Consider the following 18,400-nt stretch of genomic DNA (forward strand, 5'->3'; position numbering starts at 1 on the left):
GCGACAACCGGGGAGGGGGAAGCGCTGCCCCCGGTGGCGCGGCGGACCGGGTAAGAATGGCCGGGATGATCGAGGCCATCGAACTGACGAAGCAGTACCGGCGGGTCCGGGCCGTGGACGGCGTGACGTTCTCCGCCGTACCGGGCCGGGTGACCGGATTTCTCGGGTTGAACGGCTCGGGCAAGACCACCACCCTGCGGATGCTGCTCGGACTGAGCCGGCCGACGTCCGGCCGGGCGCTGGTCAACAAGCGGCGGTTCCGCGATCTGGCGCACCCGCTGCGGCAGGTCGGCGCCGTCCTCGAACAGGGCGTCAGCCATCCCGGCCAGACCGGCCGGGCCCACCTGGTCAGCCAGGCCATCCTGGCCGGTGCCGGCCGGTCCCGGGTCGACCACCTGATCGAGTACGTGGGCTTGGCGCACGCCGCCGACCAGCGCACCGGCGACTATTCGCTCGGCATGCGGCAGCGGCTCGCGGTGGCGACCGCGCTACTGGGCAGCCCGCCGGTGCTGGTGCTGGACGAGCCGGCGAACGGGCTCGACCCGGAGGGGATCGCCTGGCTACGCGAGCTGCTGCGCGAGCACGCCCGGGCCGGCGGCACGGTCCTGATCTCCAGTCACCTGCTCGCCGAGCTGGCCCAGCTCATCGACGACGTGGTGATCATCGCCAACGGCCGGGTCAGGTGCGCCGCCCCGCTCGCCGAGCTGTACGGCGGCACCACCCGCCGGCTGCGGATCCGGGGTCGTGACCCCCGGCGGCTGTGGCAGGCGTTCGAGCGGGCCGGCGGCCGGGTCAGCTCGGACGGGTACGTGCTGGAGGTGGTGGGCCTCTCCCCGGAGGACGCGGGCGAGATCGCCTTCGAGGCGCGGGTGCCGATCTACGAGCTGACCGAGGACGCCCCGAACCTCGAACAGATCTTCCTCAACCTGGCGGCGGCCGCATGATCGCACTGGTCCGCAGCGAGCTGTACCGGGCGGCCACCATCCGGTCGAGCTGGGTCTCGATCGCCGTGTTCGGCGTGCTGGGTGCGCTCTTCGGCGCGGTGAACGTGGACGCCTGGGCGTTGCTGGCCGGGATGGGCGCGTTCGGCCTCGCCGTGTTGGGCGTGACCCAGCACTTCCAGCACCGTACGGCCGTGCTGCTCTATCTGGCCCGACCGGCCCGACTGCTCACCCTGCTCGGCCAGGTGGTGGCCGGCGTGATCGTGGCGGTCGGGTCCGCCGCCGTCAGCGGGGTGACCGTGCTGGCCAAGGGCGACCTGACGCAGTACCGGAACACCCTCACCCTGGTGCCGGTGATGGCGGTCTTCGGCGCCGCCAACGCGGCGGTGGTACGTCGCCCCACCTGGCTGTTCCTCGGGTACGCCGGCTGGTTCGTCTTCGTCGAGGGACTGCTCGGCCGGCTCTCCGCGCCGCTGCCGTTCTCCGCGTTCCTGGGCGCCGGCGGCGGTGACCGGACGAGCCTGCTGATCGCCGCCGGCTGGACGCTCCTGGCCCTGGCCGCCGCGACGATAGCCACCCGCCGCGACCTCACCACCGACTGACCACCACCGCTGCGGCGGACCCCTTCAGTATTGGCCGGGCGGGGGATCCTGGGCGCCTATCCATCGTTCACGATGAATATCCCGACGTCCGGCACCCCGGCGTCGGTAGTCGAGAGCGAGGATTCCCGTGCGCAGTCGTCCGTCCCGACCCGCCCGATTCCGGGCCCGTACCCTGATCCTGCCCCTCCTCGTCGTCACCCTGGCCGGCACCGCCGGCACCGCGTACGCGGCGGAGGACACCGAGCCGCCGAGCGCCCCCGGTCCGATCACCGTCGTCGGCACCACCGCCAACTCCGTCCAGCTCGGCTGGGCAGCCTCGACCGACAACGTCGGGGTGGCCGAGTACCACGTCTCGCAGATCTTCACGGACATCGCGATGCTGCACCGGACCGCCACCAACAGCATCGTGGTCACCGGAATGCTGCCGTCCCGGACGTACACCTTCGGGGTCTGGGCGCTGGACGCGGCGGGCAACCGTTCGACGGCGCCGCCGTCGCTGCGCTTCACCATGCCGCCCGGGGACGGCCAGCCGCCGACCGCGCCCAAGTCGCTCACCGTGGAAGCGGTCGGGGAGACCACCGTGGGCCTGAGCTGGGGCCCGTCCACCGACAACGTGCTGCTCGCCCAGTACGAGGTGCTGTCGTTCACCCTGACCGGCAACACCGTGGTCGGACGGGTCTACCTGCTGCCACCCGCCTATCCCAGCACCAGCATCACCGTCTCGGGGCTGGCGCCCCGCACCACCTACTGGTTGGCGGTGCGGGCGGTGGACGAGGCGGGCAATCCCTCGGCGCTGTCCAACATGGTGACCGTGACGACCGGGCCGGCGCCGACCTGCGCGGCCTGCTACTACCACCGGGGTCCGGAGACCTGGATCGCGGTCCGGAACACAGCCCCGGCCGGATAGCGGCACCCCGGGTAGCCGGCGACCGGCCGTCGGTCCGGTACGGGTGGAGGGCGCGCCGGAGCGTGCGCGCCCTCCACGACCACCGCGCCGGCGGGCCCGCCGTCCGCCCCGGGCCGGTTCCCCGGATCCGGCTGCCGCGTGTCCTGTGGTGTCGACCGGCGTTTACCAAGGTAATCGCACCCGTGCCGGTGCTGTCGATTGACAGGACTGCCGATATGAGAAGGAGCGTCCGACCGCATGTGCCAGGGGTCGGGGCGCTGACCGGTGGGCCAACTGCCACCGTACGCCGCCGAGATCGCCGCTCGGGTCGAGCGGGTGGCGTCGTCGTCAGCCAGCGTCGACGAACAGGTGGCTGAATTCTTCACGGTGCTGCGTCGGCTGGTCCCGTACGAGGCGGGAGCGCTCCAGGTGCTGGATCCGGAGCGGTACGGGCTCGAAACGGTGTGCGCCGTCGGCTACGACGAAGCGATCATGGAGCACCTGCACAGTCCCCAGCACTACCAGGACGTGGAACAGCTCGGACTCGGCCCTGACCGCGGCCTGGTCCTGGTACGGGACGCTCTGGTGACCGCGCCCGAAATCTGCTCTTGGACCGAGCACTTCGCGCCGGCCGGCTTCCAGGACGGCATCGGCGTCGCGTTGTTCAGCCAGGACGGTCGGCAGGTGGGTGCGCTGGGACTGCACACGGAGGCCACCGAGCATCCGACCGACGAGGCCCGCGACTTCCTGGGCCTGCTGGCACCGTTGATCGCCGAGGCGGTCGACCCGGTGCGGTCCGTCGCCGCGCTGTCGACGGTCGTCACCGCCGCGGTCGCGGGGGTGGTGCTGACCCGTGGCGGTGACGTGCTTCCGCTGCCGGGACTGCCGGACCACCCGCAGCTCCGGCCCGGGTCGGCGGTGCTCACCGCCGCGGCGGAGAGCCTGGCCGAGGAGGAGCCGCACGCCGCGTTCCTCTGCCACGGCGACCCGGAGACGGGGGATCGCGGGTTCGCCCGGATCACCGTGCTGGCGTGCCCGTCGCACGTGCCGGCGTACCTGCGTGCCGTGGTGCTGCTCTCGCCCCCCGGTGAGCTGCGCGGGTTGACCCGGCGGGAGCTGGAGATCCTCGGCCTGCTCATCGACGGCTGGTCCAACCGGCGGATAGCGAACACCCTGGTGATCGCCCCGCGCACGGTTGCCGCACACGTCGAACACATCCTGGCCAAGCTGGCGGCCCCCTCCCGGACCCTGGCAGCCGTACGCGCGTTCCGGCAGGGCCTGTACCTGCCACGGTCACTGACTCGGAGCAGAAGATGAGGCGTTACCCCTCACTCACCCACCTCCTCCACCAGGCGGCGGTCGTCGCCGCGAGTCCGGTCGGCGCCGACCGTCCGGGGCAGTGGCTCTCCCTGCTGCGCCGGCTGGTCCCGTACGACGCGGCCTGGATCTCCCTCTTCGACGACCGGGACCAGTTGTTCTCCGAGGTCGCCAGCACCGGGTACGACGACCGGATCCGGAACTACTTCGGCACCCGGGAGGTGGTGCGGCAGGCCGAGCAGGCGGGGTTGACCGAGTCGCCCGTCCCGCAGCGCGGCCGGGACCTCCCGGTGCCGGCGACCGAGTATCCGGTCTGGAGCGACTACTACCTTCCGGCCGGGTTCCGGGAGGGGCTGGCGGTCGGCCTCTTCACCCGGGACCGCCGGCACGTCGGCATGCTCGTGCTCAGTACCGAGGACGCGGACCATCCCACCGACGTGGAGCGGGACCTGGTCGGCGTACTGGCACCGCGGGTCGCCACCACCCTCGACCCGTTGTGGTCGCTGTCGGTACTGGCGAGGGTCGTCCACCAGGCGGTCGCCGGGGTGGTGCTGACCCACGCGGGCGACACGCTGCCGCTCTGCGGCCTGCCCGGGCACCCGCTGCTGGCGGTGGGGTCGACGCTGCTCAGGGTGGTCGCCGAGCACGCGCCCGATGGTGGCGGCTCGATCTCGTTCCTCTGGCCCGCCCGGCCGCCCCGGCGGCCGTCGTCCCGAGCTGGTGGCTCCGGGGTCGCGCGGGACGGGTTGTTCCGGGTCACGGTGCTGGGCTGCGCGACCGCGCCGGCGCCGCTGGTCGGGGTGGTGATGCTCGCTCCGCTGCCGGGAGGGCGGTGCCCGCTGGACCGTCGCGAGCTGGTGGTCCTGGGGCTGCTCCTGGCGGGCTGGACGGACGAGCGCATCGCGGTCGGCCTCGACCTTCCGCTCGCGACGGTCGCCGAGACGGTGGAGCGGAGCCTCGCCGTTCTCCAGGCCCCGGACCGGCACGTCGCCCTGCTCCGGGCGGCCCGCCGGGGTTGGTTCATCCCACACCTGCCGGGGACGGCGCCACCGGGCTGAGCATCGTTCGTGTCCGGTGCCGTTTCCGGCGGCGGCGCTCGCCGTTCTCTTAGGTAACCGCGTCGGTGCCGACGGTGGATTGACAGGACTGCCGATACGGCGAGGAGTGGATCATCATGCGGGCGACGGCTCGGGGTACCGGTACGGGGGATGGTTGACCTGCCACCCGGTGCTGCCGAGGTCGCGGCCGACATGGAGCGGATCGCGGCGCTACCGGGAGATGTGCGGGACCGGGTGCCGGAACTGTTGAAGGTGCTGCACCGGCTGGTGCCGAGCGGCGGCTCCATGGTGCACGTGCTCAACCCCGAGCTTCGGGAGTTCGAGGGGATAGGCGAGTCCGGCTACACGGAGGCGGCCCTCGCCTTCATGCGCGGTTCGGACCACTACCGGGAGATGGAGTTGCTCGGCATGGACCGGGACCGCCCGCCGATGTGCGTACGTGACGCGCCCGTGCCGCCGGGCGAGTTGCAGTCCTGGGCGGAATTTCTCGAGCCGGCGGGCTACCGGGAGGGGGTCGGCCTCACCCTGTTCAGCCGGGACGGGCGCCACCTCGGGTTGATCACGCTGCACACCGACAACCCGGCGCAGCCGACCGACGAGGTCCGGGACTTCCTCGGGCTGCTCACCCCGATGATGGCCGAGGCCGTCGACCCGATGCGGTCGATCGTGACGCTCTCCAGGATCGTCGCCGACGCGGAGTGCGGCGTGGTGCTGACCCGGGCCGGAAATGTACTGCCGCTGCCGGGGCTGCCGGACCACCCGCTGCTCCGGGTCGGGTCGCCGGTGTTGGAGGTGGCGGCGGCGGGGCTGCGCGAGGGGCACGTGTACAACTCCTTCCTGTGCCCGTACCCGGCGGCGGACGATCCCGGCGGCCACGTCCAGGTGGCCGTGCTGCCCTGCCCGACGTCGGCACCGGCACACCTGCGGGCGGTGGTGCTGACCTCTCCCGCCAGGGACCTGCACGGCCTGACCAGGCGGGAGTTGGAGATCCTCGGCCTGCTTGTCGACGGCTGGTCCAACCAGCGGATGGCGAGCGAGTTGGTGATCACCCAACGGACCGTCGCCGCGCACATAGAACACATCCTGGACAAGATGGATGCTCCGACCCGTACCCTGGCCGCCGTCCGCGCGCTGCGCCTGGGCCTGTACGTCCCCAAGCCCCTCGCCCGGACCCGACGCTGACCCCGCCCGCGCCGTGGTACCGGCCTGCTCGCGCGGGTCGTGGTCGGGCTCGACGCCCCGTACCGGCACACCGCGCTGCTCCGGGCAGCCCGGCGCGGCTGGTTCATCCCGCCCTGCGCCGGCCGTCCCACGCTGGGCTGAGCGTCCGGTCCGGTCGAGGACTCCGGATCGTCGTAGTGGCCTGGATCACAAGCCGGAACATGGAGCACCGTTTGTTACTTGAGTCGTACAAGCTCAACTAACGATGGCAGGTGTGTGATGGCAACTCTTCCGGTTCTTCCTCTGACCGACGCTGTCCTGCTGCCCGGCATGGTCATCCCGGTGACCCTGGACGCGACCACCCAGGCAGCGGTGGACGCCGCCCGGGCCACGGGCGACAAGAAGCTTCTGGCCGTGCCCCGGGTCGACGGGGAGTACGGCTCCATCGGCGTCATCGCCACGATCGAGAAGGTCGGCCGGCTGCCCAGCGGCGAACCCGCCGCCGTGGTACGCGGGCTGTCCCGGGCCCGGATCGGCTCCGGTGTGCCCGGCCCCGGCGCGGCCCTCTGGGTCGAGACCGTCGAGGTCACCGAGCCGGCCCCGGCCGGCCGGGCCAAGGAACTCGCCCGGGAGTACCGGGCACTGGTGACGTCGCTGCTGCAACAGCGCGGCGCCTGGCAGGTCATCGACGCGGTCGAGCGGATGACCGACCTGACCGAGCTGGCCGACTCGGCCGGCTACGCGCCGTGGCTCACCCTGGAACAGAAGATCGAACTGTTGGCCGCGCCGGACGTGACCGCCCGGCTCGAACTGCTGGTCGGCTGGGTGAAGGCGTACCTGGCCGAGCAGGAGGTCACCGAGCGGATCAACACCGACGTGCGGGAGGGGCTGGAGAAGTCCCAGCGGGAGTTCCTGCTCCGCCAGCAGCTCGCCGCGATCCGCAAGGAGCTGGGCGAGGACGAGCCGGACGGCTCGGCCGACTACCGCTCCCGGGTCGAGTCCGCCGACCTGCCCGACAAGGTACGCGAGGCGGCACTGCGCGAGGTCGGCAAGCTGGAGCGGGCCAGCGACGCCTCTCCGGAGGCGGGTTGGATCCGTACCTGGCTGGACACGGTGCTGGAGATGCCGTGGAACACGCGTACCGAGGACAACACCGACCTGGTGCAGGCCCGCGAGGTGCTGGACGCCGACCACGCCGGACTGGCCGACGTGAAGGACCGGATCCTGGAGTACCTGGCGGTGCGCAACCGGCGCGCGGCCCGCAACCTGCAGGTCGTCGGCGGCCGTGGCTCGGGCGCCGTGCTGGCCCTGGGCGGCCCGCCCGGAGTCGGCAAGACCAGCCTCGGCGAGTCGGTCGCCCGGGCGCTGGGCCGGAAGTTCGTCCGGGTGTCCCTCGGCGGCATCCGGGACGAGGCCGAGATCCGTGGCCACCGCCGGACGTACGTCGGCGCGCTGCCCGGCCGGATCGTCCGGGCGCTGCGCGAGGCCGGCTCGATGAACCCGGTCGTGCTGCTCGACGAGGTCGACAAGATCTCGGCGGGGTATGCCGGTGACCCGGCCGCCGCCCTGCTGGAGGTGTTGGACCCGGCGCAGAACCACACCTTCCGGGACCACTACCTGGAGGTCGACCTCGACCTGTCCGACGTGCTCTTCCTGGCCACCGCCAACGTGGTGGAGGCGATTCCCGGCCCGCTGCTGGACCGGATGGAGCTGGTCACGCTCGACGGCTACACAGAGGAGGAGAAGGTCGCGATCGCCCGGGACCACCTGCTGCCCCGGCAGATCGAGCGGGCCGGACTGACCGCCGACGAGGTCAGCGTCTCCGACTCCGCGCTGGGCCGGATCGCCGCCGAGCACACCCGCGAGGCGGGGGTACGCCAGCTCGAACGCGCGCTGGCGAAGATCCTGCGCAAGGTCGCGGTCGCGCTGGCCTCGACCGAGGGTCCGGTACGCATCGACACCGACAACCTGGCCAACTACCTGGGGCGGCCGAAGTTCACGCCGGAGTCGGCGGAGCGGACGGCGGTGCCCGGGGTGGCGACCGGGCTGGCGGTGACCGGTGCCGGCGGTGACGTGCTGTTCATCGAGGCGACCAGCATGGAGGGCGAGCCGGGGCTGACCCTGACCGGGCAGCTCGGCGACGTGATGAAGGAGTCGGCGCACATCGCGCTCTCCTACCTCCGGTCGAACGGCCGGGCTCTGGGGCTGGACCCGAACGCGCTGGCCGGCCGGCGGATCCACCTGCACGTGCCGGCGGGTGCGGTGCCCAAGGACGGGCCGAGCGCCGGCATCACCATGGTCACCGCGCTGGCATCGCTGGCCAGCGGTCGGCCGGTACGCCCGGAGTTCGGCATGACCGGCGAGGTCACCCTCTCCGGCCGGGTACTGCCGATCGGCGGGGTGAAGCAGAAGCTGCTCGCCGCGCACCGGGCGGGGCTGACCGAGGTGATCATCCCGGCCAGGAACGAGCCGGACCTGGACGACCTGCCCACCGAGGTGCGGGAGGCACTGACCGTGCACACCCTGGCCGACGTGGCCGACGTACTGGCGCTGGCCCTGCGGCCGGCGGACGACCCGGGGCTGCTCGACACCGCCGACGGCCCGGCGCTGGCCGCCGCCTGACCTGACCCGACCGATGACGGGCCGCCCGCGATGCGCGGGCGGCCCGTCGCCGTCTCCGCCCCCAAGGCTTCAGGCTGCCGGCGGCGGCACCGCCGGGCCTCAGGCTGCCGCGATGGCGCCGGGCTTCAGGCTGCCGGCGGCGGGGCCTGGCCTCGGCCTGCCGGCGGCGGCCAGTACCAGCCAGATCGCCGCCCGAGGGCCGCCCCGACGCCTCGCCTGACGTTGACCTCGACATTGCTTGAGGTCGTACTGTCGGTGGGCGCCGGTAGGGTCCGGGCGACTCGGTGTTCAATGGGGGTGCCAGGGATGGATATGGAAGTCACGGCGTGGAACTCGCTGTACCACGCGATGCATGCCCAGCAGGACAAACGTCCGTTCTCCAAGGCCACACTCCGCCGCATCGCCGGCTTCGCCGGGCCACACCGCCGGCGACTGACCCATTATCTGCTGCTCAGCGTGGTGATGGCGGTGCTCGCGGTGGCCACGCCGGTACTGGCCGGCCGGGTGGTCGACGGGATCGTCGGCGGCGGCAGCACCGAGCTGGTGGTCGGGCTCGCCGCGCTGATCGGGGTCGTCGCGCTGGCCGAGGCCGGTCTCGCGCTGCTGACCCGCTTTCTCTCGGCGAGCATCGGCGAGGGTCTGATCCTCGACCTGCGTACGGCGGTCTTCGACCACGTGCAGAAGATGCCGGTCGCGTTCTTCACCCGGACCCGCACCGGCGCCCTGGTGAGCCGGCTCAACAACGACGTGATCGGTGCGCAGCGGGCGTTCTCCGACACCCTCTCCGGGGTGGTCGGCAACCTGGTCACGCTGCTGCTCACCCTGGTCGTGATGATCGGCATCTCCTGGCGGATCACCCTGCTTGCGCTCGTGCTGCTGCCGGTCTTCGTGCTGCCGGCCCGCCGGATGGGCAGCCGGCTGGCCCGGCTGGAGCGCGAGGCCGCCAACCACAACGCGACGATGAGCACCCAGATGACGGAGCGGTTCTCCGCGCCCGGGGCGACCCTGGTCAAGCTCTTCGGCCGGCCGGCGGAGGAGTCGGCCGAGTTTGCCGACCGAGCCCGCCGGGTCCGTGACATCGGGGTACGCACCGCGATGGTCCAGTCGGTCTTCATCACCGCACTCACCCTGGTCTCGGCGCTGGCGCTCGCCCTGGTGTACGGCCTCGGCGGCTTATACGCGCTGCGCGGCCAACTGGAGCCGGGTGCCGTGGTCGCGCTCGCCCTGCTGCTGACCCGGCTCTACGCCCCGCTGACCGCGCTGGCCAGCGCCCGGGTCGAGGTGATGAGCGCGCTGGTCAGCTTCGAGCGGGTCTTCGAGATCCTCGACCTCAAGCCGCTGATCACCGAGAAGCCCGACGCGGGTCGGGTGCCGGACGGGCCGGTCTCGGTCGAACTGGACGAGGTGACCTTCGGCTACCCCTCGGCGGACAAGGTCTCGCTCGCCTCGCTGGAGGAGGTGGCGACCCTGGACACCCGGGGTGGGGTCGACGTGCTGCACGACGTCTCGTTCCGGGTGGAGCCGGGCCAACTGGTAGCCCTGGTCGGCTCCTCGGGGGCCGGCAAGTCCACCATCGCCCAGCTCGTACCCCGGCTCTACGACACCGACGCCGGTGCCGTACGCCTGGCCGGGCAGGACGTCCGGGATCTCTCCGCCGACTCGATCCGGGACACCCTCGGCCTGGTCACCCAGGACGGCCATCTGTTCCACGACACGATCCGGGCCAACCTGTTGCTGGCCCGGCCGGGGGCGGCCGAGGAGGAGTTGTGGGATGCGCTGCGCCGGGCCCGGCTCGCGGACCTGATCGAAGGACTGCCCGACGGGCTCGACACCGTGGTCGGCGAGCGCGGTTACCGGCTCTCCGGCGGCGAGCGGCAGCGGCTGACCATCGCCCGGCTGCTGCTGGCCCGGCCCCGGGTGGTGATCCTGGACGAGGCGACCGCACACCTCGACTCCACCTCCGAGGCGGCGGTGCAGGCGGCGCTCGGCGAGGCGCTGGCCGACCGTACGGCATTGGTGATCGCGCACCGGCTCTCCACCGTACGGGCCGCCGACCAGATCCTGGTGGTGGAGGAGGGCCGGATCGTGGAGCGCGGCACCCACGACGAACTGCTCGCCGCCGGTGGCCGCTACGAAGAGCTCTACAGGACCCAGTTCGAGCAGGACGAGCGGCCCCGGGCCGAGGAGGAGGCGCTGGTCGCCGGCTGACCGCCGACGTGTGGGCCGACGGCGTGGGGGACCGCTGCTCGACGGCTCGCCGCCGAGGAGGCGGGCCGAGGAGGCGGACAGCACCGGGGGTGGCATGGCAGGCCGGCGCGGCTCGACCCGAGAATGGTGGGGTGACAGCCGAGCCATCCCGACCCGTGTCGTCCGCCGGATCGGTTCCCGCCCAGCCGGCGCCGCCGGAGATCGCTCCGGAGGTCGTGCCGGAGACCTCGCCGACACCCGAGACCTCGCCGCCGGAGGTACCGGCCACTCCCGGTGCGCCGGACGCCCCGGCCACCGCCGAGGCGCCGACTCCGCACCCCGCGACGCCGGCACCTGCGGCGCCCGAGCCGGCGTCGGCCCCGACCGACGAGGGGGCGTCGAGGTCGTCGGGCGAGGGCTCGGCCAGTCCGACCAAGGTCCGGATCGACACCCCCGGCGCCACCATCGAGATCGAGGCGAACGAGTCGCTGGCCGAGGTGGTGGCGACCGCGCTGCGACTGTTCCACGAGGCCGGCGGCTGGCCGCAGGTGAACAGCCGGTCCGCCGGGTTCGCCCAGGCGGAGCGCCGGGAGACCTATCCGGTGCAGCCGAGTTCGATGCCGTACGGGCCGGGGTCATATCCCGTACAGATGCCGTAGTCGCCGGGCGCGGGTGATCAGCAGACGTGCAGGGTGAGCGGGTCGGCCTGGTGCTCGACCGGTAGCAGGGTGCGGGCAGTCGGGCAGGGCCACTCCGCCGCGCAGACCCGGCAGAGCCAGATCGGCCCTGCGGCAGATGCGGTCGGGCCGCTCCCGGCCGGGCGCTGCTCATCGGGCAGTACCGCCACAGCCGACACCAGTCCGCGCGATGTTCTTCCGGGGTACGTCGCAGCCATTTCACGAAACGGACTCCCTCCGATTTGGAAGCGGGGACCGCCCGCTGTGGGTTCGGCCGCAAGAGATGGGGGAAGGCTGTGGGGGACCTGGGAACATCGGCGGCGGAGTTCCTGCTCGACGAATTGCGGCACCTGCGGTTGAGCATGAAACTCAACCAGGACGACACCGAGGCGTATGCCCGCGCTGTGATAGCCGACGACCGACGAGACGGTGCTGCACCGGCCGGTCGGTGGATCGGCAGTCATGCGGGAACAGTTCTTCCACCTGGCCCGGCTTAACGAGGAACGCGGCCGGGTGCGCATCCACGTCGTGCCGTCGACCGTCGGTGAGTATCCTGGGCTCGACGGACCGTTCATCATCGCGACGCTGCCCGACCGCGAAGAGGTCGCCTATCTTGAGAGTCGGCTTCAGGGTCAGGTGATCAGCCGTCCCGACGACGTGGCAGAGGTGCGGAAGCACTGGGAAGACGTTCTCGTCGAGGCGCTGACCCAGCCGCAGTCGACCGAGTTGATAGCGCAGGTGGCCAAGACATGGATCTGACCGGAGCCGACTGGCGCAAGAGCGTTCGCAGCAACTCTCAAGGTGCGTGTGTCGAGGTTGCTTCCCGGGGCGGTCGGGGTTCGGGACAGCAAGGATCGGTCCGGGCCGGTGCTCGTCTTCGCCGCCGAGGCGTGGCGGGTGTTCGTCAGCCGGGAGATTCCGGCTACCACGGGTAGGTGACGGCGGCACCAAGCGCGCAGTTCGGCGGCGTCAGTTGCCCACCACCGGGCCTGCGTCCGCCGTACCCGGGTCGCCACCTATCTCGTCCTCATTCGCTCGGACCCGGGAAGCTGCGGGGTGGCGGTGCAGGATGATCTCCTCCAGCACGCTCACTCCGGCGACCACGGCGAGCAGGATCGCCAGGGCGGCCAGGGCCGGCATCAGCGGAGCTAGTGGCAGCAGAACCAGGCAGAGCACGCCTGCGCTGATCCGCCGCCACGCGACCTGCCGGTGGATCTGCCAGTGGGTCTGGGCGAAGGTGGTGAGGAAGAGTGCGGCGCCGCCGAACAGCATGCTCGCCTCGCCGGCCCCGAGCGGCTCGATGGGGTCCGTCACCACCTCGGCCAGGCCGACGGCGATCATGATGATCGCGAAGCTGAACAGCAGGTGTCCGTAGACCATGACCGAACGGCGGATGTCTGCCTGCTCTGCGGTCCGCTGCACCGCTTGCCGGAAGGTCCGCACACCGTAGATGAAGTACGCCCACCAGAGCGCGCAGACCAGGGCGTACCCGATAATGATGGCGATCAACCGGGCGACGGTCAGCGGCTCGTCGACGGCCACCATCCCGACCTGGATCACCGACTCGCCGAGCACGAGGATGATCAGCAGTCCGTACCGGTGTGTGTAGTGCAGCGGCCGGACCCGGACCTGGGCCAGCGTCCGCCGCGTGACCGTGGTGCCGACCACATCGACGAGGACCGCGATCGACCAGAGCACTATCCGGGTCGTGCCGTGCAGCAGGCCACCCGCGAGTTGCAGCGGCCCGGCCACCAGGCCCGACCCGTAGGCGCGGAGGACTGGGGACCGCCAGCCGTGCGGAGTGCCTAGGGCCAGTGCCGCCAGCAGCACCCGCATCGCCAGGTAGACGCCGGCGAACAGTAGGCCCCGCTCACCGTAGGCGTCGGGAATCATCAGGGCCAGCAGCAGGCTGCCGAGCCCGAGTGCGAAGACTCCCGCCCGGTCCAGCGCGTTGTCGACGTTGCGTTGATCGGTGTAGATCGTGGTGCCGGCCCAGGCCCAGTAGACCGTTACGAACAGGAGTAGCACCCGACCAACGCCCGCCCAACTGTGGTCGCCGTGCAGCATCCGGGAGAACTGGGTGAGCGCGAACACGAAGGCCAGATCGAAGAAGAGCTCTTCCCAGATCACCCCCTTCTCGGGCGGCGAGGGTTGCACCACAACACTGTATCGACCCGTTGGCCGCGAATGTCCTGATTGGCGTTGACGTCCGGGGACCGGCGGGACGCGAGGTGGGGCCGTTGGCCAAGTACCGTTGCCTGGTGGGCAACCCCTTGCAGACCCTCTCCCTGGCCGACCTGCGGCGCCGTACCAGTGAGAAGTGGCGGCGGTACCCGCCGGACGTACTGCCGCTCTGGGTTGCCGAGATGGACGTGCCGCTCGCCGAGCCGGTCGCGCGGGCGCTGACCGAGGCGGTCGCGCTCGGTGACACCGGCTACCCGCCGGGCGGTACGGACTACGCCTCGGCACTCGCCGGGTTCGGCCGGGAACGCTGGGGCTGGGCCCCGAAAACCGAGCACACCCGACTGGTCCCCGACGTGATGCTCGGCGTCGTCGAGATGGTCAAGCTGGTCACCGGGTACGGCGACGCGGTGGTGATCAACCCGCCGGTCTATCCGCCGTTCTACGACTTCCTCCGGGGCGCCGACCGGCGGATCGTCGAGGCACCGCTGAACGCCGAGTACCGGCTCGACCCGGAGGCCCTGGCGGCGGCCTTCGCCGAAGCCGTCGCCGGGGGCCGGCGGGCCGCCTACCTGCTGTGCAGCCCGCACAATCCGACCGGCACCGTGCACACCGCCGACGAACTCGCGATGGTGATCGAGCTGACCGACCGGTACGGCGTACGGGTCGTGGTGGACGAGATCCACGCGCCGCTGATCTTTCCGGGCGTGACGTTCCGGCCGTACCTCTCGATGCCCGGCGGTGAACGCGGCCTCGCGCTCTTTTCCGCGTCGAAGGCGTGGAACCTGGCCGGGGTGAAGGCGGCGCTGGCGGTCGCCGGGCCGGCGGCCGCCGACGACCTGGCCCGGATGCCGAAGGTGGCCGGCGACGGCGCCAGCCATCTGGGCGCGCTAGCGCACACCGCCGCGCTCCGCTACGGCGGCGGATGGCTCGACGAGCTGCTGGCCGGGCTCGACCAGAACCGCCGGCTCCTCGGTGACCTGCTCGCCGAGCACCTGCCGCAGGTGCGGTACCGGCCGCCGGAGGGCACCTATCTCACCTGGCTGGACTGCCGGGACCTGGCCCTGCCGGTCGGCGACTCCGGCGACCCGGCCGACCCCGCGCAGGTGTTCCTGGATCGCGGCCGGGTCGCGCTGGTCTCCGGGCCGCTGTTCGGGACCGGTGGTGCCGGGCACGCCCGGTTCAACCTGGCGACCTCTCCAGACCTGGTCACCGAGGCGGTCCACCGGATGGCCGCCGCATTGCGCTGACCGCCCCGGCGGCGGCTCAGAAGTCGCGCCAGTCGTCGAACCAGGTGTCGGCGAGATCTGCCGGTACGCCGGCCCGGTCGGCCAGGGCGAGGAACGTGTCCCCGGCCTGCTCCCGGTTGACGGTGTCGATGATCTCGTAGCGCTGTTCGATCCGGTTGAGCGCGTCGATGAGGGCCCGCAGGATCGGCTCGGCCGCCTCGACCCGCCCGGCGCCGTCGGCCGGCAGCCGGTCGACGGCCCGCAGCGCGGTCGCGTACGCCCGGCAGGCGGCCGTGCCGCCGCGCGGATCGTCGTCGACCCAGTCCCGGAACGGGTTGCCGAAGTTCGCCTCCAGCCACGCGTCGGACTTCGCACCCCGGAGCAGCAGCTCGACGCGGCTGCCACGGTAACGGGACCGCAGGGGAGCGACCACCGAGCGGCGCAGCCCGTCGACCTCCAGATGGCGCAGGGCCGGCAGCTCGGGCAGGGTGTCGGCGGCGCAGCCGTACCCGTCGAGCAGTTCGACGGCGTACAGCCGGGGCAGCGTCGCCAGCGGGTCGGCGTCGACCAGCAGGCCGGGCGCCTTCTGCCAGCTCAACAGGAGCGTCTCCAGGTCGGCCAGTACGCCGAGCGACGCCGCCGAGATTACCCCGCCGCCGCGCAGCGCCAGGCGGCGTATGCCGCGCAGCCCGGCGGGGACCGGCACCGGAGTGTCGGTGACCTCGACGCTCAGGCTGATCCATCGCCCCCACTCGGCCGCGTCGACGGTGGCCGGCACGCTGCCGGCAAGTCGGCAGCGCAGCAGGGTGGGCGGCAGCCGCAGGGTCCGCACGCCCGAGCCGTGCAGGGTGAGGTCGGTCAGGCTGCTGGCCGCGAGGTCGACCTCGGCCGGGGGATCGTGCCAGGTCAGGCTGGAGACGATCGGCCGGGCCGCGAGCGCCTCGGGCAACCCGCGGGTCGGGCCGCGCCAGGTCAGCGTGGTGCACCGGGGCAGCGCGTCGAGGCCGGCCCAGCGCACGTCGCCGGTCGCCGGCAGCAGGGCCGAGCCGGCGAGGTCGAGGCGCCAGGTGGCCGCGCCCAGGGTCGCCGGCTCTCCGCCGAGGTCGACCTCGACCTGGCCCCGGGTCCGCGCTGCCCGGTATTCCGCCTTCACCCGTTCCGGCAGCCGCAGGTCCCACTCGCGCTGCCGGTAGACCTGGTCGGGTAGGTAGGACCAGCCGGCGTAGCTGGCCGAGGTCTCGGGTGCACCGGGCCCGAGCGGCTGGTCACCGAGCCAGTCGAAGTCGAGCGGGACGGGGCCGTCCCGCCGTATGTTGATCGCTGCCACCCCTCCGTCGTGGCTGTGGTGCCGCAGGCGCAGTGGACCGGCTCCGGCGAGCTGCGCCAGGGTCGGCCGCTGCGCCGAATACCAGTCCAGGGCGTACGCGAGCAGCGTCTCCTCGCCGACGGAGACCACCTGGACGGCACCGTACCCGCCGCGCGGCAGCGTCAACACCGCCACCGCGCCCGGCCGGATCCCCGCCCCGGTGGCAGCTCTGCTGGTGGGAGTGTCCGACATCCGGCCATGCTATGTGGACGGTAGGACATCCGCCGGTGGCAGACTGCTCGGCATGACGGGTGGAGATCCGGCGGCCCGGGACCTGCGGGTGGCGCACGGTGGGGGTACGGGTCAGCCGGTGCTGCTGCTGTTGCACGGGATGGGCGCGACCGGTGCCGTGTGGCGGGGCTGGGCCGAGCCGCTCGCCGATCGCTGGCCGGGCCGCTGGCTGGCGCCGGACCTGCCCGGGCACGGCGGCTCGGCCCCGCTCGACCGGTACTCCTTCGACTCCTTCGCCGCCGGCCTGGCCGGGCTGTTCGCTCCCGGCGACCGGGTGGTGGTGTTCGGGCACTCGCTGGGCGGTGCGGTCGGTCTGGCCCTGGCCGGGCGGGGCTCGGCCGATCCGACCGGTGCCGGCTCCGGCTGGGCGGTCGAGGCGGTGATCGCGCTGGGTGTGAAGGTCGGCTGGACCCCCGACGAACTCGCCAAGGCCGCCGCGCTGGCCGCCCGTCCGGTCGCCTGGTACGACTCCCGGGCCGAGGCGGCCGAGCGATATCTGCGGGTCTCCGGCCTGGTCGGCCTGGTCGAACCGGACGACCCGCTCGTCGGCGCCGGAATCGTCGCAGCCGAGGACTGCCGCTGGCGGCTGGCGATGGATCCGGGCGCGTTCGGCGTCGGGGTCCCGGAGATGGGCGGCTTGCTGTCGGCGGTGTCCGCTCCGGTGCTGCTGGCCCGCGGCGAGCGCGACCCGATGGTCGGCGACGACGAGTTGGCCCGATTGGGCGTACCCTCGCGAACCTTGTCCGGTCTGGGGCACAATGCCCACGTCGAGGACCCGGCCGCGACGCTGGCACTGCTCGAGTCGGTCCTGGACGTCCGGTCTTAGGGCGGGTGTCCGGTTTTTGGTCATGATCGGGTGGGTGGTGGGGGCGGATCGCGGAACACCGGGCCGCCGGCCACGGTTATACCTGGCGTACGTCCGCAGCAGCGGGCCCGGCCTGACCGGCCGGGTGCGTGGGTGGGCGGGCCGGTGACCGACCCCGGCCGTGGGAATGACGGGCCGCCGGCCACGGTTACATCCCCCGGGCACACCCGAGCAGCAGCAATCCGCCGGGCGAGTGCCGATCCCCCGGGAACCTGGTTTTCGGGTTTCTTTCCTTTCGACACGCCAGATCCTCCACGGCGTTGTCGTACCCCCGGAATGGAAGGCGACCATCATGACTTTCGTCAGCCGATGGCTACCGGCCATCACCGAAACCCCGATCCGTAAGACCGCGCTGGGTATCGCCGGGCTCGCCGTCGTCGGCGGCGCGTTCGCCGGCCCCGCGATCGCGATGGACAACACCCCGACCCCGGGCTCGCCGACCGCCGCGTCGGTGACCGCCGACATCCGCGACCTCGACAAGCGGGCACCGTCGAAGGTCCTGGACTACCAGTACAAGGCGCAGGAGAACTTCTACTACTGCGCACCCGCCGCCACCAGGATCGCGCTGTCCGCGCAGGGGCACACCCCCAGCCAGGACGACGTGGCCGGCCAGCTGGGCACGACCGAGGCCGGTACGAACTCGGCCGAGGACACCACCCGGGTGCTGAACAAGGCCGGCGGTAGCGACTACAAGACCGTCGCGATCCCGGACACCACGGCCAAGCCGGCCGAGATGGACCGGCTCCAGGTCGACATCGTCAACGCCATCGACGCCAAGCGTCCGGTCGTGATGAACATCAAGGGCACCGCCACCGACGTCGACGGCACCCCGCACTCCTACGAGGGTGGGCACTACCTGACCGTCGTCGGCTACGACGACCACGGCCGCAAGGTCAAGATCGCCGACCCGGCCAACCCGAACCAGAGCGAGTACTGGATGAGCACCATCACCCTCGCCAACTGGGCCGCCGAACGCGGCTACTCCGCCTGACACGGCAACGGGTAAGCACCACCGACAAGCACCGACACGCGAAAGGGCCAGCCCCACCCGGGGCTGGCCCTTTCGTCGTCTCCGGA

General features: G+C 72.1%; 16 protein-coding genes and 1 pseudogene. 14 read left to right on the plus strand and 3 right to left on the minus strand.

The annotated features are described in order from the left end of the window. Positions 1 to 65: 65 nt before the first annotated feature. The 9 genes from R6Y94_RS29320 (at position 66) to R6Y94_RS29360 (ending at position 11,433) form a co-directional block, all read left to right on the plus strand. Entirely contained in the window at positions 66 to 944 is an 879-nt protein-coding gene (locus R6Y94_RS29320; RefSeq protein WP_318399063.1) for an ABC transporter ATP-binding protein, read from the plus strand. Then, positions 941 to 1,543: a hypothetical protein gene (locus R6Y94_RS29325; RefSeq protein ID WP_318399064.1), complete on the plus strand. Its 603-nt coding sequence runs from the start codon at positions 941 to 943 to the stop codon at positions 1,541 to 1,543. Before R6Y94_RS29320 ends, R6Y94_RS29325 begins: the two co-directional genes overlap by 4 nt. Before the next feature lie 127 nt (positions 1,544 to 1,670). Further along, positions 1,671 to 2,450, plus strand: coding sequence for a fibronectin type III domain-containing protein (locus R6Y94_RS29330; RefSeq protein ID WP_318399065.1), 780 nt, complete (start codon positions 1,671 to 1,673; stop codon positions 2,448 to 2,450). A 264-nt stretch (positions 2,451 to 2,714) separates the two neighbouring features. Continuing rightward, positions 2,715 to 3,746, plus strand: coding sequence for a LuxR C-terminal-related transcriptional regulator (locus tag R6Y94_RS29335; protein WP_318399066.1), 1,032 nt, complete (start codon positions 2,715 to 2,717; stop codon positions 3,744 to 3,746). Beyond that, positions 3,743 to 4,804, plus strand: coding sequence for a hypothetical protein (locus R6Y94_RS29340; protein ID WP_318399067.1), 1,062 nt, complete (start codon positions 3,743 to 3,745; stop codon positions 4,802 to 4,804). The genes R6Y94_RS29335 and R6Y94_RS29340 overlap by 4 nt, the downstream gene beginning before the upstream one ends. Before the next feature lie 150 nt (positions 4,805 to 4,954). Further along, the gene (locus tag R6Y94_RS29345; protein ID WP_318399068.1) at positions 4,955 to 5,986 is read left to right on the plus strand and encodes a helix-turn-helix transcriptional regulator; all 1,032 of its coding nucleotides are present in this window, start codon (positions 4,955 to 4,957) and stop codon (positions 5,984 to 5,986) included. Positions 5,987 to 6,244: 258 nt separating this feature from the next. Further along, positions 6,245 to 8,587: an endopeptidase La gene (gene lon / locus R6Y94_RS29350; protein ID WP_318399069.1), complete on the plus strand. Its 2,343-nt coding sequence runs from the start codon at positions 6,245 to 6,247 to the stop codon at positions 8,585 to 8,587. A 306-nt stretch (positions 8,588 to 8,893) separates the two neighbouring features. Continuing rightward, entirely contained in the window at positions 8,894 to 10,795 is a 1,902-nt protein-coding gene (locus R6Y94_RS29355) for an ABC transporter ATP-binding protein (protein ID WP_318399070.1), read from the plus strand. 131 nt (positions 10,796 to 10,926) lie between these two features. Then, complete coding sequence (locus R6Y94_RS29360) at positions 10,927 to 11,433, plus strand: hypothetical protein (RefSeq protein ID WP_318399071.1); 507 nt, start codon at positions 10,927 to 10,929, stop codon at positions 11,431 to 11,433. Positions 11,434 to 11,450: 17 nt separating this feature from the next. On the opposite strand, the gene R6Y94_RS29365 is transcribed toward R6Y94_RS29360, so the two are convergent. Then, on the minus strand, positions 11,451 to 11,621 hold the full coding sequence (locus tag R6Y94_RS29365) for a hypothetical protein (RefSeq protein WP_318399072.1): 171 nt from the start codon (positions 11,619 to 11,621) through the stop codon (positions 11,451 to 11,453). A 259-nt stretch (positions 11,622 to 11,880) separates the two neighbouring features. Here R6Y94_RS29365 and R6Y94_RS29370 point away from each other — a divergent pair, with 259 nt between their 5' ends. Both R6Y94_RS29370 and R6Y94_RS29375 read left to right on the plus strand, forming a co-directional pair. Further along, on the plus strand, positions 11,881 to 12,210 hold the full coding sequence (locus R6Y94_RS29370; protein ID WP_318399073.1) for a Scr1 family TA system antitoxin-like transcriptional regulator: 330 nt from the start codon (positions 11,881 to 11,883) through the stop codon (positions 12,208 to 12,210). Next, positions 12,201 to 12,348, plus strand: a pseudogene (locus R6Y94_RS29375) (DUF397 domain-containing protein); the annotation flags it as partial. The gene R6Y94_RS29370 and the pseudogene R6Y94_RS29375, both read left to right, overlap by 10 nt. 72 nt (positions 12,349 to 12,420) lie before the next feature. Here the strand turns inward: R6Y94_RS29375 and R6Y94_RS29380 are convergent. After that, complete coding sequence (locus R6Y94_RS29380; protein ID WP_318399074.1) at positions 12,421 to 13,608, minus strand: low temperature requirement protein A; 1,188 nt, start codon at positions 13,606 to 13,608, stop codon at positions 12,421 to 12,423. A gap of 104 nt (positions 13,609 to 13,712) precedes the next feature. Between R6Y94_RS29380 and R6Y94_RS29385 the strand changes: the two genes are divergently transcribed. Further along, positions 13,713 to 14,882 (plus strand): MalY/PatB family protein, encoded by a 1,170-nt coding sequence (locus R6Y94_RS29385; RefSeq protein WP_318399075.1) that lies wholly within the window; start codon positions 13,713 to 13,715, stop codon positions 14,880 to 14,882. A 16-nt stretch (positions 14,883 to 14,898) separates the two neighbouring features. Here the strand turns inward: R6Y94_RS29385 and R6Y94_RS29390 are convergent, their stop codons facing one another. After that, positions 14,899 to 16,419 carry a hypothetical protein gene (locus tag R6Y94_RS29390; RefSeq protein WP_318399076.1) on the minus strand — a complete coding sequence of 507 codons (1,521 nt, stop codon included), beginning with the start codon at positions 16,417 to 16,419 and terminating at the stop codon, positions 14,899 to 14,901. A gap of 52 nt (positions 16,420 to 16,471) precedes the next feature. Here R6Y94_RS29390 and R6Y94_RS29395 point away from each other — a divergent pair, with 52 nt between their 5' ends. Further along, positions 16,472 to 17,284 (plus strand): alpha/beta hydrolase, encoded by an 813-nt coding sequence (locus R6Y94_RS29395; RefSeq protein ID WP_318399077.1) that lies wholly within the window; start codon positions 16,472 to 16,474, stop codon positions 17,282 to 17,284. A 331-nt stretch (positions 17,285 to 17,615) separates the two neighbouring features. Further along, the gene (locus tag R6Y94_RS29400; RefSeq protein ID WP_318394154.1) at positions 17,616 to 18,314 is read left to right on the plus strand and encodes a C39 family peptidase; all 699 of its coding nucleotides are present in this window, start codon (positions 17,616 to 17,618) and stop codon (positions 18,312 to 18,314) included. The last annotated feature ends 86 nt before the right edge of the window (positions 18,315 to 18,400 follow it).

It is taken from the genome of Plantactinospora sp. KLBMP9567, from assembly GCF_033446045.1.
Lineage (GTDB): Bacteria > Actinomycetota > Actinomycetes > Mycobacteriales > Micromonosporaceae > Plantactinospora.